15 protein-coding genes and 1 tRNA gene are annotated in these 19,799 nt (G+C 72.3%); 15 read left to right on the forward strand and 1 reads right to left on the reverse strand.

From position 1 onward, the window contains the following. Positions 1-74 precede the first annotated feature (74 nt). The 5 genes from ACIRRH_RS05405 to ACIRRH_RS05425 all read left to right on the forward strand — a co-directional run bounded on the left by ACIRRH_RS05405 (position 75) and on the right by ACIRRH_RS05425 (position 6,175). On the forward strand, positions 75-1,799 hold the full coding sequence (locus ACIRRH_RS05405) for a DUF885 domain-containing protein (protein ID WP_403062085.1): 1,725 nt from the start codon (positions 75-77) through the stop codon (positions 1,797-1,799). Positions 1,800-2,000: 201 nt separating this feature from the next. Beyond that, positions 2,001-3,569: an MFS transporter gene (locus tag ACIRRH_RS05410; RefSeq protein ID WP_403062431.1), complete on the forward strand. Its 1,569-nt coding sequence runs from the start codon at positions 2,001-2,003 to the stop codon at positions 3,567-3,569. An 81-nt stretch (positions 3,570-3,650) separates the two neighbouring features. Beyond that, entirely contained in the window at positions 3,651-4,586 is a 936-nt protein-coding gene (locus ACIRRH_RS05415; RefSeq protein WP_403062088.1) for a carbohydrate kinase family protein, read from the forward strand. A 131-nt stretch (positions 4,587-4,717) separates the two neighbouring features. Then, positions 4,718-5,692 (forward strand): trypsin-like serine peptidase, encoded by a 975-nt coding sequence (locus tag ACIRRH_RS05420; RefSeq protein WP_403062091.1) that lies wholly within the window; start codon positions 4,718-4,720, stop codon positions 5,690-5,692. Between the two features lie 228 nt (positions 5,693-5,920). Beyond that, complete coding sequence (locus tag ACIRRH_RS05425; RefSeq protein ID WP_403062094.1) at positions 5,921-6,175, forward strand: hypothetical protein; 255 nt, start codon at positions 5,921-5,923, stop codon at positions 6,173-6,175. 211 nt (positions 6,176-6,386) lie between these two features. Here the strand turns inward: ACIRRH_RS05425 and ACIRRH_RS05430 are convergent. Continuing rightward, a tRNA-Arg gene (locus tag ACIRRH_RS05430) sits at positions 6,387-6,458 on the reverse strand. Between the two features lie 172 nt (positions 6,459-6,630). Between ACIRRH_RS05430 and ACIRRH_RS05435 the strand changes: the two genes are divergently transcribed. The 10 genes from ACIRRH_RS05435 (at position 6,631) to prfA (ending at position 19,780) form a co-directional block, all read left to right on the forward strand. Further along, positions 6,631-7,119, forward strand: coding sequence for a response regulator (locus ACIRRH_RS05435; protein ID WP_403062097.1), 489 nt, complete (start codon positions 6,631-6,633; stop codon positions 7,117-7,119). Positions 7,120-7,202: 83 nt separating this feature from the next. Then, positions 7,203-8,864 carry an arginine--tRNA ligase gene (gene argS, locus ACIRRH_RS05440; protein WP_224282753.1) on the forward strand — a complete coding sequence of 554 codons (1,662 nt, stop codon included), beginning with the start codon at positions 7,203-7,205 and terminating at the stop codon, positions 8,862-8,864. Between the two features lie 92 nt (positions 8,865-8,956). Continuing rightward, a complete protein-coding gene (gene lysA, locus ACIRRH_RS05445) occupies positions 8,957-10,348 on the forward strand; it encodes a diaminopimelate decarboxylase (RefSeq protein WP_403062099.1) in 1,392 nt (463 codons plus the stop codon). 138 nt (positions 10,349-10,486) lie between these two features. Next, positions 10,487-11,779 (forward strand): homoserine dehydrogenase, encoded by a 1,293-nt coding sequence (locus ACIRRH_RS05450; RefSeq protein ID WP_403062101.1) that lies wholly within the window; start codon positions 10,487-10,489, stop codon positions 11,777-11,779. 10 nt (positions 11,780-11,789) lie between these two features. Then, positions 11,790-12,938 carry a threonine synthase gene (gene thrC, locus ACIRRH_RS05455; protein ID WP_403062103.1) on the forward strand — a complete coding sequence of 383 codons (1,149 nt, stop codon included), beginning with the start codon at positions 11,790-11,792 and terminating at the stop codon, positions 12,936-12,938. A 366-nt stretch (positions 12,939-13,304) separates the two neighbouring features. Continuing rightward, positions 13,305-14,243: a homoserine kinase gene (gene thrB, locus ACIRRH_RS05460; protein ID WP_403062106.1), complete on the forward strand. Its 939-nt coding sequence runs from the start codon at positions 13,305-13,307 to the stop codon at positions 14,241-14,243. A gap of 602 nt (positions 14,244-14,845) precedes the next feature. Next, positions 14,846-16,933 carry a transcription termination factor Rho gene (rho, locus tag ACIRRH_RS05465; RefSeq protein WP_403062109.1) on the forward strand — a complete coding sequence of 696 codons (2,088 nt, stop codon included), beginning with the start codon at positions 14,846-14,848 and terminating at the stop codon, positions 16,931-16,933. A gap of 140 nt (positions 16,934-17,073) precedes the next feature. Then, on the forward strand, positions 17,074-18,198 hold the full coding sequence (locus ACIRRH_RS05470) for an LCP family protein (protein ID WP_403062112.1): 1,125 nt from the start codon (positions 17,074-17,076) through the stop codon (positions 18,196-18,198). Between the two features lie 149 nt (positions 18,199-18,347). Beyond that, entirely contained in the window at positions 18,348-18,569 is a 222-nt protein-coding gene (gene rpmE, locus ACIRRH_RS05475; RefSeq protein ID WP_153462614.1) for a 50S ribosomal protein L31, read from the forward strand. 134 nt (positions 18,570-18,703) lie between these two features. Then, positions 18,704-19,780, forward strand: coding sequence for a peptide chain release factor 1 (gene prfA / locus ACIRRH_RS05480; RefSeq protein WP_403062115.1), 1,077 nt, complete (start codon positions 18,704-18,706; stop codon positions 19,778-19,780). Positions 19,781-19,799 lie beyond the last annotated feature (19 nt).

Genomic DNA, 19,799 nt, shown 5'->3' on the forward strand with positions numbered 1-19,799 from the left:
CCGAACGGATTTTCGCAGGCGAACCCTGGTCGCAAAGGGGTTGCAAAGCTGCCGTGCCACGCAATGATGTCCGAATGCGTGAAGAACTGATCACCGCCGACGGCACCACCCCGCGCCGCATCGCCGACGACCATGTCCGCGAACTGGCCGAGCTCGACCCGCTCACCGCGGTGTACCTCGGCCTCAACCTCGATGACGACCGGCTGCCCGACCTCTCCCCGGCCGGTCCCGAGGCCATTGCCGACCTCGCCCGCCGCACCCTGGCGAAGCTCGACGAGGCCGAGCGGGCCGGCGCCGCCGAGGACGAGGCGGAGCGCCGCTGCGCCCGGTTGCTGCGCGAGCGGCTGACCGCCGAACTCGCCGTCCACGAGGCGGGGGAGAGCTTCCGTTCGCTGCGCAACCTCGGCTCCCCGGTGCACGACCTGCGGGAGTCCTTCACCCTGATGGGCACCGACACCGAGGCCGAGTGGCAGGTGATCGGGCGCCGCCTGGCGAAGGTTCCGGTGGCGTTCGCGCAGTACCGGCAGACGCTGACCGAGGGCATCGAGCGCGGCCTGCTGTCCGGCCCGCGCCAGGTGGCCACGGTGCTCGGGCAGTTCGCCGAGTGGCTGGGCGAGGACGCGCCCGCCGACGAGCGGGTGCCCGGTGCATGGTTCGGGCAGTTCGTCCAGAGTGCGCCGGAGGGCCTGCGCCCCGAGCTGTCGGAGCACGCGGTGGCCGCCGCCGAGGCGCTGGCCGAGCTGCGCGACTGGCTGCGCGACGTGTACGGCCCGGCCGCGGCCGGCGCCTCGGACACCGCGGGCCGGGAGCGCTACGTCCGCTGGGTGCGCTACTGGACCGGCGCCGACCTGGACCTGGAGGAGGCCTACGCCTGGGCCTGGAGCGAGTTCCACGACCTGCTGGCGCAGATGGAGGCCGAGGCCGAGAAGGTCCTGCCGGGTGCGGACCCGCTGGCGGCGATGCAGTGGCTGGAGTCCGACGGCCCGGCCATCGAGGGCGCCGAGGCCGCCCGGGAGTACCTCCAGGGCCTGATGGACCAGGCCGTCCGGGACCTCCAGGGCACCCACTTCGACCTGGCCGAGCCGGTCACCCGGGTCGAGTCGAAGATCGCCCCGGCCGGCAGCGCCGCCGCGCCGTACTACACCGCGCCCTCGCTGGACTTCAGCCGTCCCGGGCGGACCTGGCTGCCGCTGCTCGGCCGGGAGCGCTTCCCGGTCTGGGACCTGGTCTCCACCTGGTACCACGAGGGCGTCCCGGGCCACCACCTCCAGCTCGCGCAGTGGAACTACGTCGCCGACCGGCTCTCCACCTACCAGGTGAGCCTCGGCGGGGTGAGCGCCAACCTGGAGGGCTGGGCGCTGTACGCCGAGCGCCTGATGGACGAGCTCGGCTACCTCACCGACCCGGGCCACCGGCTGGGTTACCTCAACGCGCAGATGATGCGGGCGCTGCGGGTCATCGTCGACATCGGCATGCACGTGGGCCTGGACTTCCCGGCGGACTCCCCGTACCGGCCGGGCGAGCCGGTCAGCCCCGAGTACGCCCGGGAGTTCTTCGGCCGGTACTGCGGCCTGTCCGCCGACTTCCTGGACAGCGAGCTGGTCCGCTACCTGGGCCTGCCCGGTCAGGCGATCGGCTACAAGCTCGGTGAGCGCGCCTGGCTGCGCGGACGGGCGGCGGCGAAGGCGGCGCACGAGGCGCGCGGCGAGGAGTTCGACCCCAAGGCCTGGCACATGGCGGCGCTCTCGCAGGGCTCGCTGGGGCTGGACGACCTGGTCGAGGAGCTCTCGGCGCTCTGATCCACGGCGCAGCGCAGGCTGCGGCCGCGGGCCGTGGAACCAGGCCCCCGGGACTCCGTCCGGAGTCCCGGGGGCCTGGTTCATTCGGCCCGAAGGTCCGGTTTGGTGAGATTTTTCCTTGCCATCCGTCCGGGCCGGGGTTTGGCTGGAAGGCGATTGCGTGACCTCTCCGCCCCACTCCGGAAGGTTCGGTCAGTGACTGTGCAAACCGCCACCGGTCATGAGGACGCGGGCCGTCGCCGCTGGTGGGTGCTGGCTGTCATCGCCACCGCCCAGCTCATGATCGTGCTCGACACCACCATCGTGAACATCGCGCTGCCGTCCGCCCAGCGGGACCTGGGCATCTCGGACGCCGATCGGCAGTGGGTGATCACCGCCTACACGCTCGCCTTCGGCGGCCTGCTGCTGCTCGGCGGCCGGCTGGGCGACCTCTTCGGCCGCGAGCGGGTCTTCACCGTCGGCCTGCTGGGCTTCGCCCTCGCCTCCTCCCTCGGCGGCGCTGCGGCCGGCCCGGCCATGCTCTTCGGCGCCCGCGCCCTCCAGGGCGCGTTCGGCGCCCTGCTCGCCCCCTCCGCGCTGGGACTGCTCTCCACCACCTTCTCCGATCCGCGGGAACGCAGTACGGCCTTCGGCGTCTTCGGGGCGATCGCCGGCGGCGGCTCCGCGATCGGCTTCATCGCCGGCGGCCTGCTGACCGAGTACCTGGACTGGCGCTGGTGCCTGTTCGTCAACGTGCCGATCGCCGCCGTCACCGCCGTCGCGGCGTTCGGCGTGCTGAAGCGCGACCGCGTCGAGAAGGGCCGCCGGATGCGGCTGGACCTGCCCGGGGCGCTGCTCGGCTGCGGCGGCCTGCTGGCGATCGTCTACGGCACCTCCGAGGCCGTGGCCCGGGGCTGGGGCGACGGCCTGGTGCTCGGCTCGCTGGCCCTGGGCGTGGCGCTGCTCGCGGTGTTCGTCCTGGTCGAACGGCGCACCGCGCACCCGCTGCTGCCGGTGCACATCGTCGCCGACCGCAACCGCGGCGGCGGCGCGCTCTCGGTCGGCCTGACGATGATCGGCATGTTCGGCCTGTTCCTGTTCCTGACCTACTACCTGCAGGCCGTCAAGCACTTCTCGCCGATCGTGTCCGGCCTGTCCTTCCTGCCCATGACGGCCGCCATCGTGCTGAGTTCGACGGGCTTCGCGGCCCGGATGATGACCAGGGTGCCGTCCCGGAACCTGATCGGCCCCGGACTGCTGCTCGCCGCGGGCGGCATGGCCTGGCTGACCCGGATGCAGGTGGACAGCCCGTGGGCCGCCCTGGTGCTGCCCGCCGAGCTGCTGATCGGCGTGGGCATGGGCCTGGTGTTCATGCCGGCGATGAGCCTGGCCACCCTCGGGGTCGCCCCGAACGAGACCGGCGCGGCCTCGGCCACCATCAACTCGGCCCAGCAGGTGGGTGGTTCGGTCGGTACCGCGCTGCTGAACACGGTTGCCGCGAGCGCCACCGCGAGCTTCCTGGCCACCCGGGTCGCCTCCGACCCGGCGGTGCAGGCCCAGGGTGCGGTGCACGGCTACGCTGTCGCGACCCGGGTGGCGACGGGCGTGCTGCTGCTGGCCGCGCTGGTCGCCGTGCTGACGATCGACCACCGGCCGGCGCCCGGTGAGGCCGCCGCGGTCGAGGTCGGTGCCGCGGAGACGGAGGCGGAAGCCGAAGCGGCAGCCGTGCGGGCCGTGGACGGCCGGCCGGCGGATCTGCGGGCGGAGGCGGAGCGGCCACCGGTCGATTGAAATTTGCAGCAAGGTCTTGCAGTCAACCTCCGGCGCCTGCTTGACTCCTGGCCACCATCCGGGGATCAAGGAGGCGCCGCCGTGCTGTCCGAGAACGTGCTGTCCGAGACCGTGCCGCCGGAGTTCGACCTGCTCGTCGTCGGCGGCGCCGGCGTCGACACCATCGTCCGGGTCGAGCGGCTGGAGGTGCCGCCCGGCGACTCGCAGCTCGTCGAACCGGTGCGGGACTACGTCGGCCACACCGGCAACGGCGTCGCGCTCGGCGCCCACCACCTCGGCCTGCGCACCGCGTTCATCGACTTCCTCGGCGACGACGCCCAGGGCGACCTGGTCCGCGCCCACTACGCGCGCCACGGCCTGCACTTCGCGCACCTGGTGAGCCCGCACGGCACCCCGCGCGGGGTCAACCTGGTGGACGCGGCCGGCCGCCGGTTCTCCTTCTTCGACGCCCGCCACCCCGCCGACCTGCGGCTGCCGCGCGACCTCTACCTGCCGTACGCCGAGCGCAGCCGGCACGTCCACCTGTCCATCACCGGCGTCAACCGGGACATGTACGGCGACCTGCACCGCCTCGGCCGCACCACCTCCACCGACCTGCACGACTGGGACGGCGCCGACCCGCACTGCCGCGACTACGCGCTCGGCTCCGACCTGGTCTTCCTCTCGGTGGCCGGCTGCCGCGGCCGGCACGAGGAGGTGATGCGAGCGATCCTCGCCGAGGGGCGCGCGCGGGTGGTCGTCGCCACCGCCGGCGCCGAGGGCTGCCACCTGCTCACCCGGGACGACCCCGAGCCGCGCCACCTGCCGGCCGTCGACCCGGGCCACCCGGTGGTGGACAGCAACGGCGCCGGGGACGCCTTCGTCTCCGGCTTCCTGTACGCCTGGTTCCGGGGCCACCCGCCGCTGGACTGCGCCCGAGCCGGTACGGTGGCCGGGGCCTTCGCCTGCACCGCCGCCGGAACGCACACCGCCTTCGTCGGGGCCGCCGAACTGGACGCGTTGCTCGCCGGCCGGTGACGCCGAAAGCGCGGGCGGACGAGGGATTTCTCATCGAGCTCCAAGGAGTCGGTCACGCCCTTTCCAGGCTGAGGCGTCATAGTCGTTGACCGAACGCCGCCCCCGATCGCGCCCCGGCAGGAGAAACAGGCATGGGCAAGCACCGCCGCCAGAGGTCGCGCCGCCGCGGACTCCTGGTCCCGTCCCTGTTCACCGCGCTGTCCGCGGTCGCGGTCGCCGCGGTGCTGACCGGGACGCACGGACTGGACCTGTCCGACGCGACGGCCGCCGGGAAGGCGGCCCGCAGCACCCGTGCCGCCGCCGCGCCCGCCCCGGTCACCGATCCGGCGGCACCGGCGCCGGTCACGGCCCCGGTCACGGCCCCCACGCCCTCCGCGGCCGCGAGCCCGACCGCCGCGCCGGCGACGCCCGATCCGGTCCCGGCGGCGGCCACCCCCACCACCCGTCCCGTCGCCCTCGGCACCACCGGCCCGGCCCCGGCCGACGACCGCGAGAGCGAGACCGTCGGCGCGCTGTTCAGCGGCGCGCCGGAGGTCGGCAAGCACTTCTGCACCGCCAGCGTGCTGCACAGCGCCACCGGCAACCTGTTGCTGACCGCCGCGCACTGCCTCAGCAGCACCGACGGGATCACCTTCGCCCCCGGCTACCGCGACGGCTCCGCCCCGTACGGCACCTGGCAGGTGACCGCGATCCACACCACCGCCGGCTGGTCCCAGAAGGGCGACGTGGACGAGGACTTCGCGATCCTGGAGACCGCCCCCAGCAACGGCCGCAACGTCGAGGACGTGGTCGGCGGCAACCGGCTGGGCGCCGACGAGCCGTTCGACGCGACCGTCCGCCTCTACGGCTACCCCGCCGACTCCGAGACGCCCATCCTGTGCACCAACACCACCGGGCAGCAGAGTGCCTACGAGCGGGTCGTCCAGTGCCCGTCCTACCCGTCCGGCACCAGCGGCGGCCCCTGGATCAACACCGCCACCGGCGACGTGGTCGGCGCGATCGGCGGCTACCAGCAGGGCGGCGACACCGACGACGTCTCCTACGGCGCCTACTTCGACCACACCATCACCGACCTGTACGCCCAGGCCGAGACGGCCGCCTCCTGAGCCTCTGCGGGGCCCGGATCCGTGGATCAACTCCACTGATACGGGCCTCAGTTGCACGTCCTGCGAAGTGCCCCCGGCGGGATTCGAACGGGGCACGGGCCGGACTCCCGGTGCCCTGCGCCGGTCGGTGCCCGTACCCCTGAGTGCCGGCCCGTCGTGGAGGGGGTCGGCCGTGTTCGAGCCGGGCCCGGGCGGGGGCAGGCGGCTGCGGAGACTACGCTTCTGCGGGTGTGGATAGCCATTGCCGCATTCGCGGGTCTTCTGGGGTTGATCAACCTCGTTCAGGTATTCATCGGCCGTCAGCTGATCCGGCCGTCCGCCAGCCGGCGCTCACCGCTGGAGATCCGCCGGCAGTCGGCTGCTGCGGCAGTCGCGATGCTCGGGGTGTCCCTCGTCGGACTGCGCGTGTTCTGGGGCGTGCTGTTCATGCTGTTCGGCTACGTGGCGCTCGTCATCGTCCGGAAGCGCGCGCCGAAGCGCTGAGGGCGGTGGAGCGGCTTCGGCCGGTGTCCTGCCCGGTCCGGGGCCGAGCATGACCGGGGGCCCGTGAGCCGGGGAGGACTCCGCCGAGCGCTGCGCTACCAGCACAAGGGCGCGGCTGGGGTGCGGGACCGAACCGGCCCGAAACATGACGAAGGCCCAGATCTGCGGTAACTACCCGCTGACCTGGGCCTTTTCAGCACTTGTTGCGAAGTGCCCCCGGTAGGATTCGAACCTACGCACCCGCCTCCGGAGGGCGGTGCTCTATCCCCTGAGCTACGGGGGCCTGCTGGCCTGTCGGTCACTCGCGCTTCCGACGTGAGAACACTATCAGGCTTCGGCCGTGGTCCGTGCACGGGTTTCCCCGAAGATCCTCCCGGCGGCGGCGCCGGCGGGACGGGGAGCGGAAGTGCCCAAAGGCCGGACGGGGCGGCGGGGCCGCCGATACCCTCGGTGAGGTGTCGGGAGTGTCCGGGCGGGTCCTCGTGGTGGACGACAACGAGGCGATCCGCCAGCTGATCAGGGTCAACCTGGAGCTCGAAGGCTTCGAGGTGGTGACCGCCGCCGACGGCGCCGAGTGCCTGGAGGTCATCCGGCGGGTGCAGCCCGACGTGGTGACGCTGGACGTGGTGATGCCGCGGCTGGACGGCCTGCGGACGGCGGCCCGGCTGCGCGCGACCCCGGACACCAGCGGACTGCCGATCGCGATCGTGAGCGCCTGCACCCCGGCGGACCTCGACCTGGGGGAGGCGGTGGGGGTGGACGGCTACCTCGGCAAGCCCTTCGACCCGGCGGACCTGGTGGCCCTGGTCCGGCGCCTGATGCGGCTCAAGGGACACCCCGACGGGCCGTCCGGCGAACAGGCCTGCGGGCGGCCCGGAGAACTGCCCGCCCCGCCGTCCGACGCGTTTCGCCCTGGGCGAACAGAGCGCACCGATCGCGGCTGAGACCCCGTAGCGACGGCGCACCGGCGTCTCAACCGGTAAACCGGGTGGCGAGCGGGCACCCCGTCTCGCCTACGCTTGGCGTCGTGACCCCCGCAGACCTTTCCCAGGCAATCCAGGCCGCAGTGAGCTCCGCCGTCGAGGCGGGCGAGCTGGCCGTCGCCGTGCCCGAGCACGTGACGGTCGACCGGCCCAAGAACAGGGACCACGGCGACTACGCGACCAACGTGGCCCTCCAGCTCGCCAAGGCGGCCGGCAAGCCGCCGCGAGCCGTTGCCGAGGCGCTGGCCGACCGCCTGCGAGGGATCACCGGCGTCGCCAAGGTCGACATCGCCGGTCCGGGCTTCCTGAACATCACCCTGGACACCGCCACCGCCGGTGCGCTGGCGCGCACCGTCGTCGAGGCGGGCGAGGCCTACGGCCGCAACGACGCCCTCAAGGGCCTGAAGATCAACCTGGAGTTCGTCTCCGCCAACCCGACCGGCCCGATCCACATCGGCGGCGTCCGCTGGGCCGCCGTTGGCGACTCGCTGGCGCGCGTGCTGCGGGCCTCCGGTGCCGACGTCACCACCGAGTACTACCTCAACGACGCCGGTGTGCAGATCACCAAGTTCGCCGCCTCGCTGCAGGCCGCCGCGAACGGCCGCGAGGTGCCCGAGGGCGGGTACGTCGGCGAGTACATCGTCGACATCGCCAAGGCGCTCACCGAGGCGATCCCGGGCGTGCTCGACCTGCCCGAGGCCGAGCAGCTGCAGGTCTTCCGCACCGAGGGCCTCAAGCTCATGGTCGCCGAGATCAAGCGCTCGATGGACGAGTTCGGCACCCACTTCGACGTGTGGTTCTCGGAGAAGACGCTGCACGACTCCGGCGCGGTCGAGAAGGCCATCGACCGGCTGCGCGAGCAGGGCCACGTCTTCGAGCAGGACGGCGCGGTCTTCCTGCGCACCACGGAGTTCGGCGACGACAAGGACCGCGTCCTGATCAAGGCCGACGGTGACAAGACCTACTTCGCCGCCGACGCCGCGTACTACCTGTCCAAGCGGGACCGCGGCGCCGAGGTCGCGCTCTACATGCTGGGCGCCGACCACCACGGCTACGTCAACCGCCTCAAGGCCATCTCGGCCTGCGCGGGCGACGACATGAACCACAACATCGAGGTGAAGATCGGCCAGTTCGTGAAGATGCTTCGCGACGGCGAAGAGGTCCGCATGTCCAAGCGGGCCGGCAACATCATCACGATCGACGACGTGGTCGAGTGGATCGGCGTGGACGCCGCCCGCTACACCCTGGCGCGCTCCTCCACGGACTCGACGATCACGCTGGACATCAACCTGCTGACCAGCCAGAGCAACGAGAACCCGGTCTTCTACGTCCAGTACGCGCACACCCGGATGTGCGGCGTGGCGCGCAAGGCCGCCGAGCTGGGCGTGGACAAGGGCACGGCCGAGCAGTTCAAACCCGAGCTGCTCGCCACCGAGTGGGAGTCCGACGTGCTCGGCCACCTCGGCGAGTTCCCGCGCGTGCTGGCCACCGCCGGTGAGCTGCGCGAGCCCCACCGGGTCGCGCGCTACCTGGAGGAACTCGCGGGCAAGTACCACCGCCTGTACGAGAACTGCATGTTCCTGCCCAAGGGCGACGAGGAGCTCAACGACACGCACCGCGCCCGGCTCTGGCTGGTCGAGGCGACGCGCACCGTGCTCGCCAACGGGCTCACGCTCCTGGGCGTGACGGCGCCCGAGCGGATGTAGGCACCACCCCCAAGCGCACAGCGGGGGCGGCTGACGGTCAACGGGGACCGTCGCCGCCCCTCGCCATAGGTCTCGAAGGACTGGCAACAACGATGAGCCGTTCCGCACACCCCGCAGGGCCCCGTCACGGCGACGTCCTGCCCGAGGGCCACTACCAGGCCCCGCCCGCCGACCTGAACGCGCTCGACCCCAAGGTCTGGTCGCGCACCGTCGCCCGGAACACCGAGGGCGTGGCCACCGTCGGCGGAGTCGACGTCAAGCGGCTGGCCGCCGACTTCGGCACCCCCGCCTACGTGCTGGACGAGGAGGACTTCCGGGCCCGGGCGCGCGCCTGGCGGGACGCCTTCGGCACCGAGGCGGACGTCTACTACGCCGGCAAGGCGTTCCTCTCCAAGGCCGTCGTGCGCTGGCTGCACGAGGAGGGCCTCAACCTCGACGTGTGCAGTGCGGGCGAGTTGGCGGTCGCGCTGGCCGCCGGAATGCCGCCGCAGCGGATCGCGCTGCACGGCAACAACAAGTCGGTGGACGAACTCGAGCACGCGGTGAAGACCGGCGTCGGGCACATCGTGCTCGACTCCTACGGGGAGATCGAGCGCCTGGCCGCGATCGCCGCCCGCCACGGCGTGCGCCAGCAGGTGCTGATCCGGATCACCGTCGGCGTCGAGGCGCACACCCACGAGTTCATCGCCACCGCGCACGAGGACCAGAAGTTCGGACTGTCGCTGACAGGGGGCGCGGCCGCCGAGGCGGTGCGCCGGGTCCTCGGCCACGACAGCCTGGAACTGCGCGGCATCCACTCGCACATCGGCTCGCAGATCTTCGACATGGCCGGGTTCGAGGTGGCCGCCCGCCGGGTGGTCGGCCTGCTGGGTCAGATCCGCGACGAGCACGGCGTCGAGCTGCCCGAGATCGACCTCGGCGGCGGCCTCGGCATCGCGTACACCAGCGAGGACGACCCGCGCGAGCCGGCCGAGATCGCGGCCGCGCTGGCCGAGATCGTCCGGCGCGAGTGCGCCGCCGCGAACCTGAACGCCCCCCGGCTGAGCGTGGAGCCGGGCCGGGCGATCGTCGGCCCGACGGCGTTCACGCTGTACGAGGTCGGCACCGTCAAGCCGCTGGAGGGCCTGCGCACCTACGTCAGCGTGGACGGCGGGATGTCCGACAACATCCGCACCGCGCTGTACGACGCCGAGTACTCGGTGGCCCTGGTGTCGCGCACCAGCGACGCGGAACCGATGTTGGTGCGGGTGGTCGGCAAGCACTGCGAGTCCGGCGACATCGTCGTCCGGGACGCCTTCCTGCCGGCCGACCTGGCCCCGGGCGACCTGATCGCGGTGCCCGCCACCGGGGCCTACTGCCGCTCCATGGCGAGCAATTACAACCACGCCCTCAAGCCTCCCGTGCTCGCCGTCAGGGACGGTGCGGCACGGGTGATCGTCCGGCGCGAGACGGAGGAGGATCTCCTGCGTCTGGATATCGGATGACGAAATCCTCGTCTCAGATCATGGAACGACCGTAGATCCGTACGGAAAGTCCCGGAGACTGGTAGAGACCGAAGTTCCCGGCGGGCCCGGAAAACCCGCCGGAATTACCGAAGCACGATGAATGCAGAGCGGAGTCGGATGATGCGTACGCGCCCGCTGAAGGTGGCGTTGCTGGGTTGTGGTGTGGTGGGCTCCGAGGTGGCGCGCATCATGACGACGACGGCCGACGACCTCGCCGCTCGCATCGGTGCTCCGGTCGAGCTGGCCGGGATCGCGGTCCGCCGCGCCGGGCGGACCCGCCCGGGCGTCCCCGAGCACCTGATCACCACCGACGCCGAGGCCCTGGTCAACCGGGGCGACATCGACGTGGTGGTCGAGGTGGTGGGCGGCATCGAGCCGTCCAAATCGCTGATCCTGTCCGCCTTCAAGCGGGGCGCCTCGGTGGTCAGCGCCAACAAGGCGCTGCTCGCCAAGGACGGCACCGAGCTGCACGCCGCGGCCGCCGGGGCCGGGGTGGACCTGTACTACGAGGCCGCGGTGGCGGGCGCGATCCCGCTGCTGCGTCCGCTGCGCGAGTCCCTCGCGGGCGACAAGGTCAACCGGGTGTTGGGCATCGTCAACGGCACCACCAACTTCATCCTCGACAAGATGGACACCACCGGCGCCGGCTACTCGGAGGCGCTGGAGGAGGCCACCGCGCTGGGCTACGCCGAGGCCGACCCGACGGCCGACGTCGAGGGCTTCGACGCCGCCGCCAAGGCCGCGATCCTGGCCGGCATCGCCTTCCACACCAAGGTCACCGCGGCGGACGTCTACCGCGAGGGCATCACCGAGGTGACCGCGGCCGACATCGCCTCCGCCAAGGAGATGGGCTGTGTGGTCAAGCTGCTCGCGATCTGCGAGCGGGCCGCGGACGGCGAGTCCGTCACCGCGCGCGTCCACCCGGCGATGATCCCGCTGTCGCACCCGCTGGCCTCCGTCCGCGAGGCGTACAACGCGGTGTTCGTCGAGGCCGAGGCGGCCGGCCGGCTGATGTTCTACGGCCCCGGCGCGGGCGGCTCGCCGACCGCCTCCGCGGTGCTCGGCGACCTGGTCGCGGTCTGCCGCAACAAGCTGGCTGGCGCCACCGGTCCCGGTGACTCCGTGTACACGCAGCTGCCGGCCAAGCCGATGGACGAGGTGGTCACCCGCTACCACGTCAGCCTGGACGTGGACGACCGCGCGGGCGTGCTCGCCCAGGTGGCGTCCGTCTTCGCCGAGCACGGCGTGTCCATCGACACCGTGCGCCAGCAGGGCCGCGACGGCGACGCCTCGCTCGTCGTGGTCACCCACCGTGCCACCGACGCCGCACTGTCGGCGACGGTCGACAAGCTCCGCGCGCTGGACAGCGTGCGGGACGTGGCCAGCATCATGCGGGTCGAAGGGGAATAAGGAACCAGCCATGAACGCCGTTGCCGAGAACGTCGTCCGAGGCGCGCACACCCACCAGTGGCGCGGCCTGATCGAGGAGTACCGGGACCGCCTGCCGGTCACCGCGGCCACCCCGGTGGTCACCCTGTTGGAGGGCGGCACGCCCCTGGTCCCCGCCCAGGTGCTCTCCGAGCGCACGGGCTGCGAGGTCTACCTCAAGGTCGAGGGCGCCAACCCGACCGGCTCCTTCAAGGACCGCGGGATGACGATGGCCATCTCCAAGGCCAAGGAGGAGGGCGCGCAGGCGGTCATCTGCGCGTCCACCGGCAACACCTCCGCCTCCGCCGCCGCGTACGCGGTGCGGGCCGGGATGGTCTGCGCGGTGCTCGTCCCGCAGGGCAAGATCGCCCTCGGCAAGATGGGCCAGGCGCTGGTGCACGGCGCCAGGATCCTCCAGGTCGACGGGAACTTCGACGACTGCCTCACCCTTGCGCGTGAACTGTCCGAGAAGTACCCGGTGGCGCTGGTCAACTCGGTGAACCCGGCGCGGATCGAGGGCCAGAAGACCGCGGCCTTCGAGATCGTCGACATGCTCGGCGACGCCCCGGACATCCACGTCCTGCCGGTCGGCAACGCGGGCAACATCACCGCGTACTGGAAGGGCTACCGGGAGTATTCCCGCCCGTCTCCCGCCGCCACCCTTGAAGGAGGCGCTACGCGCCGCATCCTCCCCGGCCTCGCCACCCGCACCCCGCGGATGTGGGGCTTCCAGGCCGCCGGCTCGGCCCCGATCGTGGACGGCGCGCCGGTGCTCAAGCCGCAGACCATCGCCACCGCGATCCGGATCGGCAACCCGGCCTCCTGGGACTTCGCGCTCGCCGCGCGGGACGAGTCCGGCGGCCTCATCGACAAGGTGACGGATCGTCAGATCCTCTCTGCCTACCGGCTGTTGGCCTCGCAGGAGGGCGTCTTCGTGGAGCCCGCCTCGGCCGCCTCGGTGGCCGGTCTGCTGGCCAAGGCGGAGGCCGGCCTGGTCGACCCGGGCCAGCGGATCGTCTGCACCGTCACCGGCAACGGTCTGAAGGACCCGGACTGGGCGGTGGCCGGCGCGCCGCAGCCGCAGATCGTCCCGGTCGACCCCGAGGCGGCCGCCCGCAGCCTCGGACTGCTCGACCGGTAACGGGGTCTGACGCGTCGACGGGTCGACCCTTTCGGGGGTCGGCCCGTCGGAGTTCTCCACTGACACTTTTGTGTCAATTGGGCTTCGCATTGCGATCCGTTTCCGCCCCCCTCTCTGACGGAGGGGGGTGTGCATTCCGGCCAGAACCGGCAACACACCAGATCGAAGGCCCACGGGGTGTACCGCTTGGGAACCTCTCTTCGATACTCTGGCCTCGGCCGTGTGGCACATGCCCCGGGCCCGGCGGGTCCGGGCCGAGCCGACCGCCGGGACCGCCCGCCCCCCGAGGGGCCGCGGTCCGTTCCCCCCACCCTCGCACCGACGACGCGCTCCGCGCCGCCCGATTTCCCCAGGAGAGTCCACCGCATGGCCGGTCCTGCGTTCCGTGCCGCCGCCGTCCGGGTCAGGGTTCCCGCGACCAGCGCCAACCTCGGCCCGGGCTTCGACGCCTTCGGGCTCGCGCTGGGTCTGTACGACGACGTGGTCGTCCGGGTCGCCGACTCCGGCCTCTCCGTCGACATCGCCGGTGAGGGGGCCGACACGCTGCCGCGCGACGAGCGCCACCTGCTGGTCCGCTCGATGCGCGCCGCCTTCGACCGGCTCGGCGGCCAGCCGCGCGGCCTCGAAGTGGTCTGCGCCAACCGGATACCGCACGGCCGCGGCCTCGGCTCCTCCTCGGCCGCCATCTGCGCCGGCATCGTGGCCGCCCGTGCCGTGACCATCGGCGGCCCGTCCGCACTGGACGACGACGCGCTGCTGGCCCTCGCCTCCGACCTGGAGGGCCACCCGGACAACGTCGCGGCCTGCCTGCGCGGCAACTTCACCATCGCCTGGACCGACGAGGAGTCGGCCAAGGCGATCGTGCTGGAGCCGTCCGTGCAGGTCGTCCCGGTGGTGTTCGTGCCGGCCGGCGAGGTGCTCACCGAGACCGCGCGAGGCCTGCTGCCGAAGACCGTCCCGCTGGCCGACGCGGCCGTCAACGCCGGCCGCTCCGCGCTGCTGGTGGAGGCGCTGACCCGGCGTCCCGAGTTGCTCCTCGCCGCCACCGAGGACCGGCTGCACCAGGACTACCGCGCCTCCGCCATGCCGGACAGTGCCGCCCTGGTCGGCGCGCTGCGCGCCGAGGGCGTCCCCGCGGTCGTCTCCGGGGCCGGCCCGACCGTCCTGGCGCTCACCGACGAGGCGGGCGCCGACAAGGTGCTCTCCTTCGCCGGGCACCACGGCCACGGCGGCGACCCGGCGTTCGCCGCGCACCGGCTGGACGTCGACCGCACCGGGGCCGTCGTGCTCCCGCTGGACGTCTGAGCAGCCCGAACGGGCCGCTCGGGGCCCGGCGACGGCACCCTGCCGAGCCGGGTCCGACGGACACGATTGGCAAGCGCAAGGCTGGGGAATGTCTGAGGGGGTCGGTAGTGTTAACCTCATTGCTGCACCAGGTGCCCTCCGGGGCTAGGTGCGCGCGTCCCGATCCCAGCACTCCACGGCAGTGGAGTCCCGGCGATGCACGGGGCGACGATTCTCCGGGAGCCCACCGCAGCGCGTACGCAGCCTGCCTGCGCGACACGCGGTCGCATCCCGAAGCCGTGACGGCACCTGACTCCCACCCGCGGCCTCCCACCTAGAGGCCAGGACGGGCGGAGCGCGGGCCACCGTCACGCGACGGGGGCCCGGGATTCGCAGGGAGCGTGGGGGTTACGCCCTCAGGGGAGGTCGACACACGACCGGCCCACGCGCCACTCAGCACCACCGTGCTTCATGCACCGCACCTCGTACGTAGCTCTCCCTCGACGGGCTCCCGCCATTCGAGGGATCACCGCCTCGGACCGACGCAGTCGAGCGTTGGTCAGGACAGCACAACCGGTCGCCGAGCCAGACAGGCCGACGTCCGCTCCAGGGAAGGACCCTTAGTGAGCGACTCCACCGATCTGATGGGCGCGCGCCCGGACGCCGACGCGTCGGACGCAGCCGCCGCCCCCGCTGCTCCGGCGCGGCGCCGCCGCAGTGCCGCCGCGGGCCTGGACGGCATGGTCCTGGCCGAGCTCCAGAAGCTCGCCGCGGACCTTGGCATCACCGGTACCGGGCGCATGCGCAAGAGCCAGCTGATCGAGACCATCAAGGAGAAGAGCGGCGGGGACCCGCTGCTCGCCGCCGGTGGCGCCGCCCCGGCCGCCAAGCGCACCGCCGCCAAGGCGGACGCCGAGGCCCCGGCCGAGAAGCCGGCCCGCCGCACCAAGGCCGCCGCCAAGGCCGCCGAGGCCGCGGCCGCCGCCGAGTCGCAGGCCCAGATCGACATCCCGGTCCAGGCCGCCGCGGAGACTGCCGCGCCCGCCCGTACCGAGCGCACCCGCCGCCGCGCCACCGCGGCCGCCGGCGCCCCCACCGCCCCGGCCGGCGAGGCCGCGGCCGAGGCCACCACCGTCGCGGTCGCCGAGCCGAAGCAGGCCGAGGCCCGCCCGGCCGAGACCCGCGGCTTCGAGGGCCGTGAGGACGGCCGCGAGAGCCGTCGCGACCGCCGTGAGCGGCGCGAGCGCCGTGAGGGCGGCGAGCGCACCGAGCGTCAGGAGGGCGGCGAGGCCCAGGACGGCGAGGGCCGCGAGTCGCGGCGCGACCGCCGCAACCGCCGCGAGCGCACCGACCGCCAGGCCCAGCAGGGCGGCGGCCAGCAGCAGGGCGGCCAGGCCGACCAGCAGGGCCGCCAGGCCCAGCAGGCCCAGCAGCCGCAGGTCCAGCAGGGCGGCTACGAGGACGACGAGTTCGGCGAGGGCCGCCGGGGCCGGCGCGGGCGCTACCGCGACCGCCGTGGCCGCCGTGGCCGCGAGGGCTTCGAGGCCGGCACCGTCGAGCCGCAGATCGGCGAGGACGACGTCCTGATCCCGGTCGCGGGCATCCTCGACATCCTCGACAACTACGCGTTCGTGCGCACCTCCGGCTACCTGCCGGGCCAGAACGACGTCTACGTCTCGCTCGCCCAGGTCCGCAAGAACGGCCTGCGCAAGGGTGACGCCATCACCGGTGCGGTGCGCCAGCCGCGCGAGGGCGAGCGCCGCGAGAAGTTCAACGCCATGGTGCGGCTGGACTCCGTCAACGGCATGGACCCGGAGAGCGGCCGCGGCCGTCCCGAGTTCAACAAGCTCACCCCGCTGTACCCGCAGGAGCGGCTGCGCCTGGAGACCGACCCGGGCGTGCTGACCACCCGGATCATCGACCTGGTGTCGCCGATCGGCAAGGGCCAGCGCGGTCTGATCGTCGCGCCGCCGAAGACCGGCAAGACCATGGTGCTCCAGGCGGTCGCCAACGCGATCACCCACAACAACCCCGAGTGCCACCTGATGGTCGTCCTGGTCGACGAGCGTCCGGAAGAGGTCACCGACATGCAGCGGTCGGTGAAGGGCGAGGTCATCTCCTCGACCTTCGACCGCCCGGCCGAGGACCACACCACCGTCGCCGAGCTGGCCATCGAGCGCGCCAAGCGCCTGGTGGAGCTGGGCCACGACGTGGTCATCCTGCTGGACTCGATCACCCGCCTCGGCCGCGCCTACAACCTGGCGGCGCCGGCCTCCGGCCGCATCCTGTCCGGTGGTGTCGACTCGACCGCGCTGTACCCGCCGAAGAAGTTCTTCGGTGCCGCGCGCAACATCGAGAACGGCGGCTCGCTGACCATCCTGGCCACCGCGCTGGTCGAGACCGGCTCGCGCATGGACGAGGTGATCTTCGAGGAGTTCAAGGGCACCGGCAACATGGAGCTCAAGCTCGACCGGAAGCTCTCGGACAAGCGCATCTTCCCGGCCGTCGACGTGGACGCCTCCAGCACCCGCAAGGAGGAGATCCTGCTCGGCAACGAGGAGTTGGCCATCGTCTGGAAGCTGCGCCGGGTGCTGCACGCGCTCGACTCGCAGCAGGCGATCGAGCTGCTCCTGGACAAGATGAAGCAGACCAAGAGCAACGCCGAGTTCCTGATGCAGATCGCCAAGACCACCCCCGGCTCCGGCGACTGACCGTAGCCGGACGGCTGTCGAAGCACGGAACCCCGGATCGCGCGAGCGGTCCGGGGTTCCGTGCGTCCGGACCGCTTTGTTCCAGAGTCGGGACAACTTGGGGGCGTTTGGATCATCTTGTCCGATTTACTCTGGACCGTATGGCCGAGCACAAGAGGATCCCGAGCCGCCGCCGCAAAGTCCTGCGGACGGCCGCCTGCGCGTTCGCCGCGCTCGTCGTCCTCGGCGCCGGTGCGGCCCTCTTCGGGTACTTCAGGTTCAACGGCAACATCAGGAGCGTCGACATCGACGGCCGGCTCGGCGACGCCCGGCCGCCGGCCGCCACCGACGGCTCCTTCAACATCCTGGTGCTCGGCTCCGACTCGCGGGCCGGCGACAACGGTTCGATGGCCGGCGGGGACACCGGCGACACCGCCCGCTCGGACACCGCGATGGTGGTGCACATCAACCAGGACCACTCCCGCGCCCAGGTCGTCTCGGTCCCGCGCGACACCCTGGTCACCCGCCCCGACTGCACCGACGCGGACGGCAAGCCGGTGTCCGGCGCCAAGCGCGCGATGTACAACAGCGCCTTCGAGAGCGGCGGCGCGGCCTGCGCGGTCAAGACCACCGAGCAGCTCACCGGGCTGCGGATGGACCACTACCTGCAGGTCGACTTCGCCGGCTTCGCCCGGGTCGTGGACGCGATAGGCGGGGCCACCGTGACCACCACGGTGGCCATCCACGACAAGGACAGCGGGCTCGACCTGCCGCCCGGCGAGCACCACCTGGACGGGCAGCAGGCGTTGGCCTTCGTGCGCACCCGGCACGGCGTCGGCGACGGCAGCGACCTCGGCCGGATCGAGCTCCAGAAGCAGATGGTGAGGTCGCTGCTGCAGCAGGTCGGGGGGACCGGGCTGTTCACCAACCCGGTCAAGCTGTGGTCGATCGGCGACACCGTGACCAGGAGCATCACCACCGACTCCGCGCTCGGCTCGGTGAACTCGCTGGTGGGGCTCGCCCAGGAGCTCAAGGGGATAGGCCCGGACCAGCTGAGCATGGTCACCCTGCCGGTGGAGACCGCCCCCGGCGACCCGAACCGGGTGGTCCAGCAGCAGCCGCAGGGCGGCCAGGTCTGGGCGGCGCTCAGGGCCGACCAGCCGTTCCCGCCGGCGGTCGTCTCCGCGCAGCCGGAGAACCCCGCCCAGGCCGTCCCCGGCGCAGCTCCCCCGAAGGCCGAGCGGGGCACCGGGAAGGCCACCCGGAAGGCCGGCGCGGGGCACTGAGCGCCGCCCGGAACGTCCCCGGAATATCCCTGGGTGGCCCCCGGTTTGGGAAGATGCGGCCGGTCCTGGCAGACTGGTCCGTCGGTCCCGGTTCACGTGCGGCGCTCCAGCCGCCGACCCGGTGCCCTCCCGAAACCTAGGAGATCCCCTTGAAGCCCAACGTTCACCCCGAGTACGTGGTCACCCGCGTGACCTGCACCTGTGGCGCCGAGTTCGTGACCCGCTCGACCGAGACCAGTGGCGAGATCCGCGCCGAGGTCTGCTCGCAGTGCCACCCGTTCTACACCGGCAAGCAGAAGATCCTCGACACCGGTGGCCGCGTGGCCCGCTTCGAGGCCCGCTTCGGCAAGCAGCACAGCGCGAAGGCCTAGCGCTCCCTCGGCGCCGGTTCCCGGTGCCCCCGTACTCGTTGTCGGGGGCGCTGGGAACCGGCGCCGTTCGCGTCCTCCCGCGCGTTCCCCACCCCACACACGTTTCCGAGTCCCCGGGAAGAAGGCCACCCCCCATGTTCGAGGCAGTCGAAGAGCTCCTCGTCGAGCACGCCGACCTCGAGAAGAGGCTGGCCGACCCATCCGTCCACGCCGACCAGGCCAACGCCCGCAAGCTGGCCAAGCGGTATGCCGAGCTGACCCCGATCACCCGGGTCTACCGGCAGTGGCGGCAGGCCGGCGAGGACATCGAGGTCGCGCGCGAACTCGCCGCCGAAGAGCCGGAGTTCATCGCCGAGGTGAAGGACTCCGAGGCGCGCCGGGACGAGCTCACCGAGGAACTGCGGGTGCTGCTGGTGCCGCGCGACCCGAGCGACGACAAGGACGTCATCCTGGAGATCAAGGCGGGCGAGGGCGGCGAGGAGTCCGCGCTGTTCGCCGGCGACCTGCTCCGGATGTACCTGCGCTACGCGGAGCGGATCGGCTGGAAGACCGAGGTCATCGACTCCAACGAGTCCGACCTCGGCGGCTACAAGGACGTCTCGGTGGCCGTGAAGACCAAGGGCAACGCCGAGCCCGGCCAGGGCGTCTGGGCCCGGCTGAAGTACGAGGGCGGCGTGCACCGCGTGCAGCGCGTCCCCGCCACCGAGTCGCAGGGCCGCATCCACACCTCCGCGGCGGGCGTGCTGGTCACCCCCGAGGCGGAGGAGGTCGAGGTCGAGATCCTCGCCAACGACCTGCGGATCGACGTCTACCGCTCCTCCGGCCCCGGCGGCCAGTCGGTCAACACCACCGACTCCGCGGTCCGGATCACCCACCTGCCGACCGGTATCGTGGCGTCCTGCCAGAACGAGAAGAGCCAGCTCCAGAACAAGGAGCAGGCGATGCGCATCCTGCGTTCGCGGCTGCTGGCCGCCGCGCAGGAGGAGGCCGAGCGGGAGGCCTCGGACGCGCGCCGCAGCCAGGTCCGTACGGTGGACCGCTCCGAGCGGATCCGGACGTACAACTACCCCGAGAACCGCATCTCGGACCACCGCACCGGATTCAAGGCGTACAACCTGGACCAGGTCCTGGACGGCGACCTGAACGCGGTGATCCAGTCCTGCGTCGACAAGGACGCGGCGGCCAAGCTCGCCGCAGCCCAAGAGAACTGAGACCGGCGCGCCCCAGCCC

The organism is Kitasatospora sp. NPDC101235, from assembly GCF_044767505.1.
Lineage (GTDB): Bacteria > Actinomycetota > Actinomycetes > Streptomycetales > Streptomycetaceae > Kitasatospora.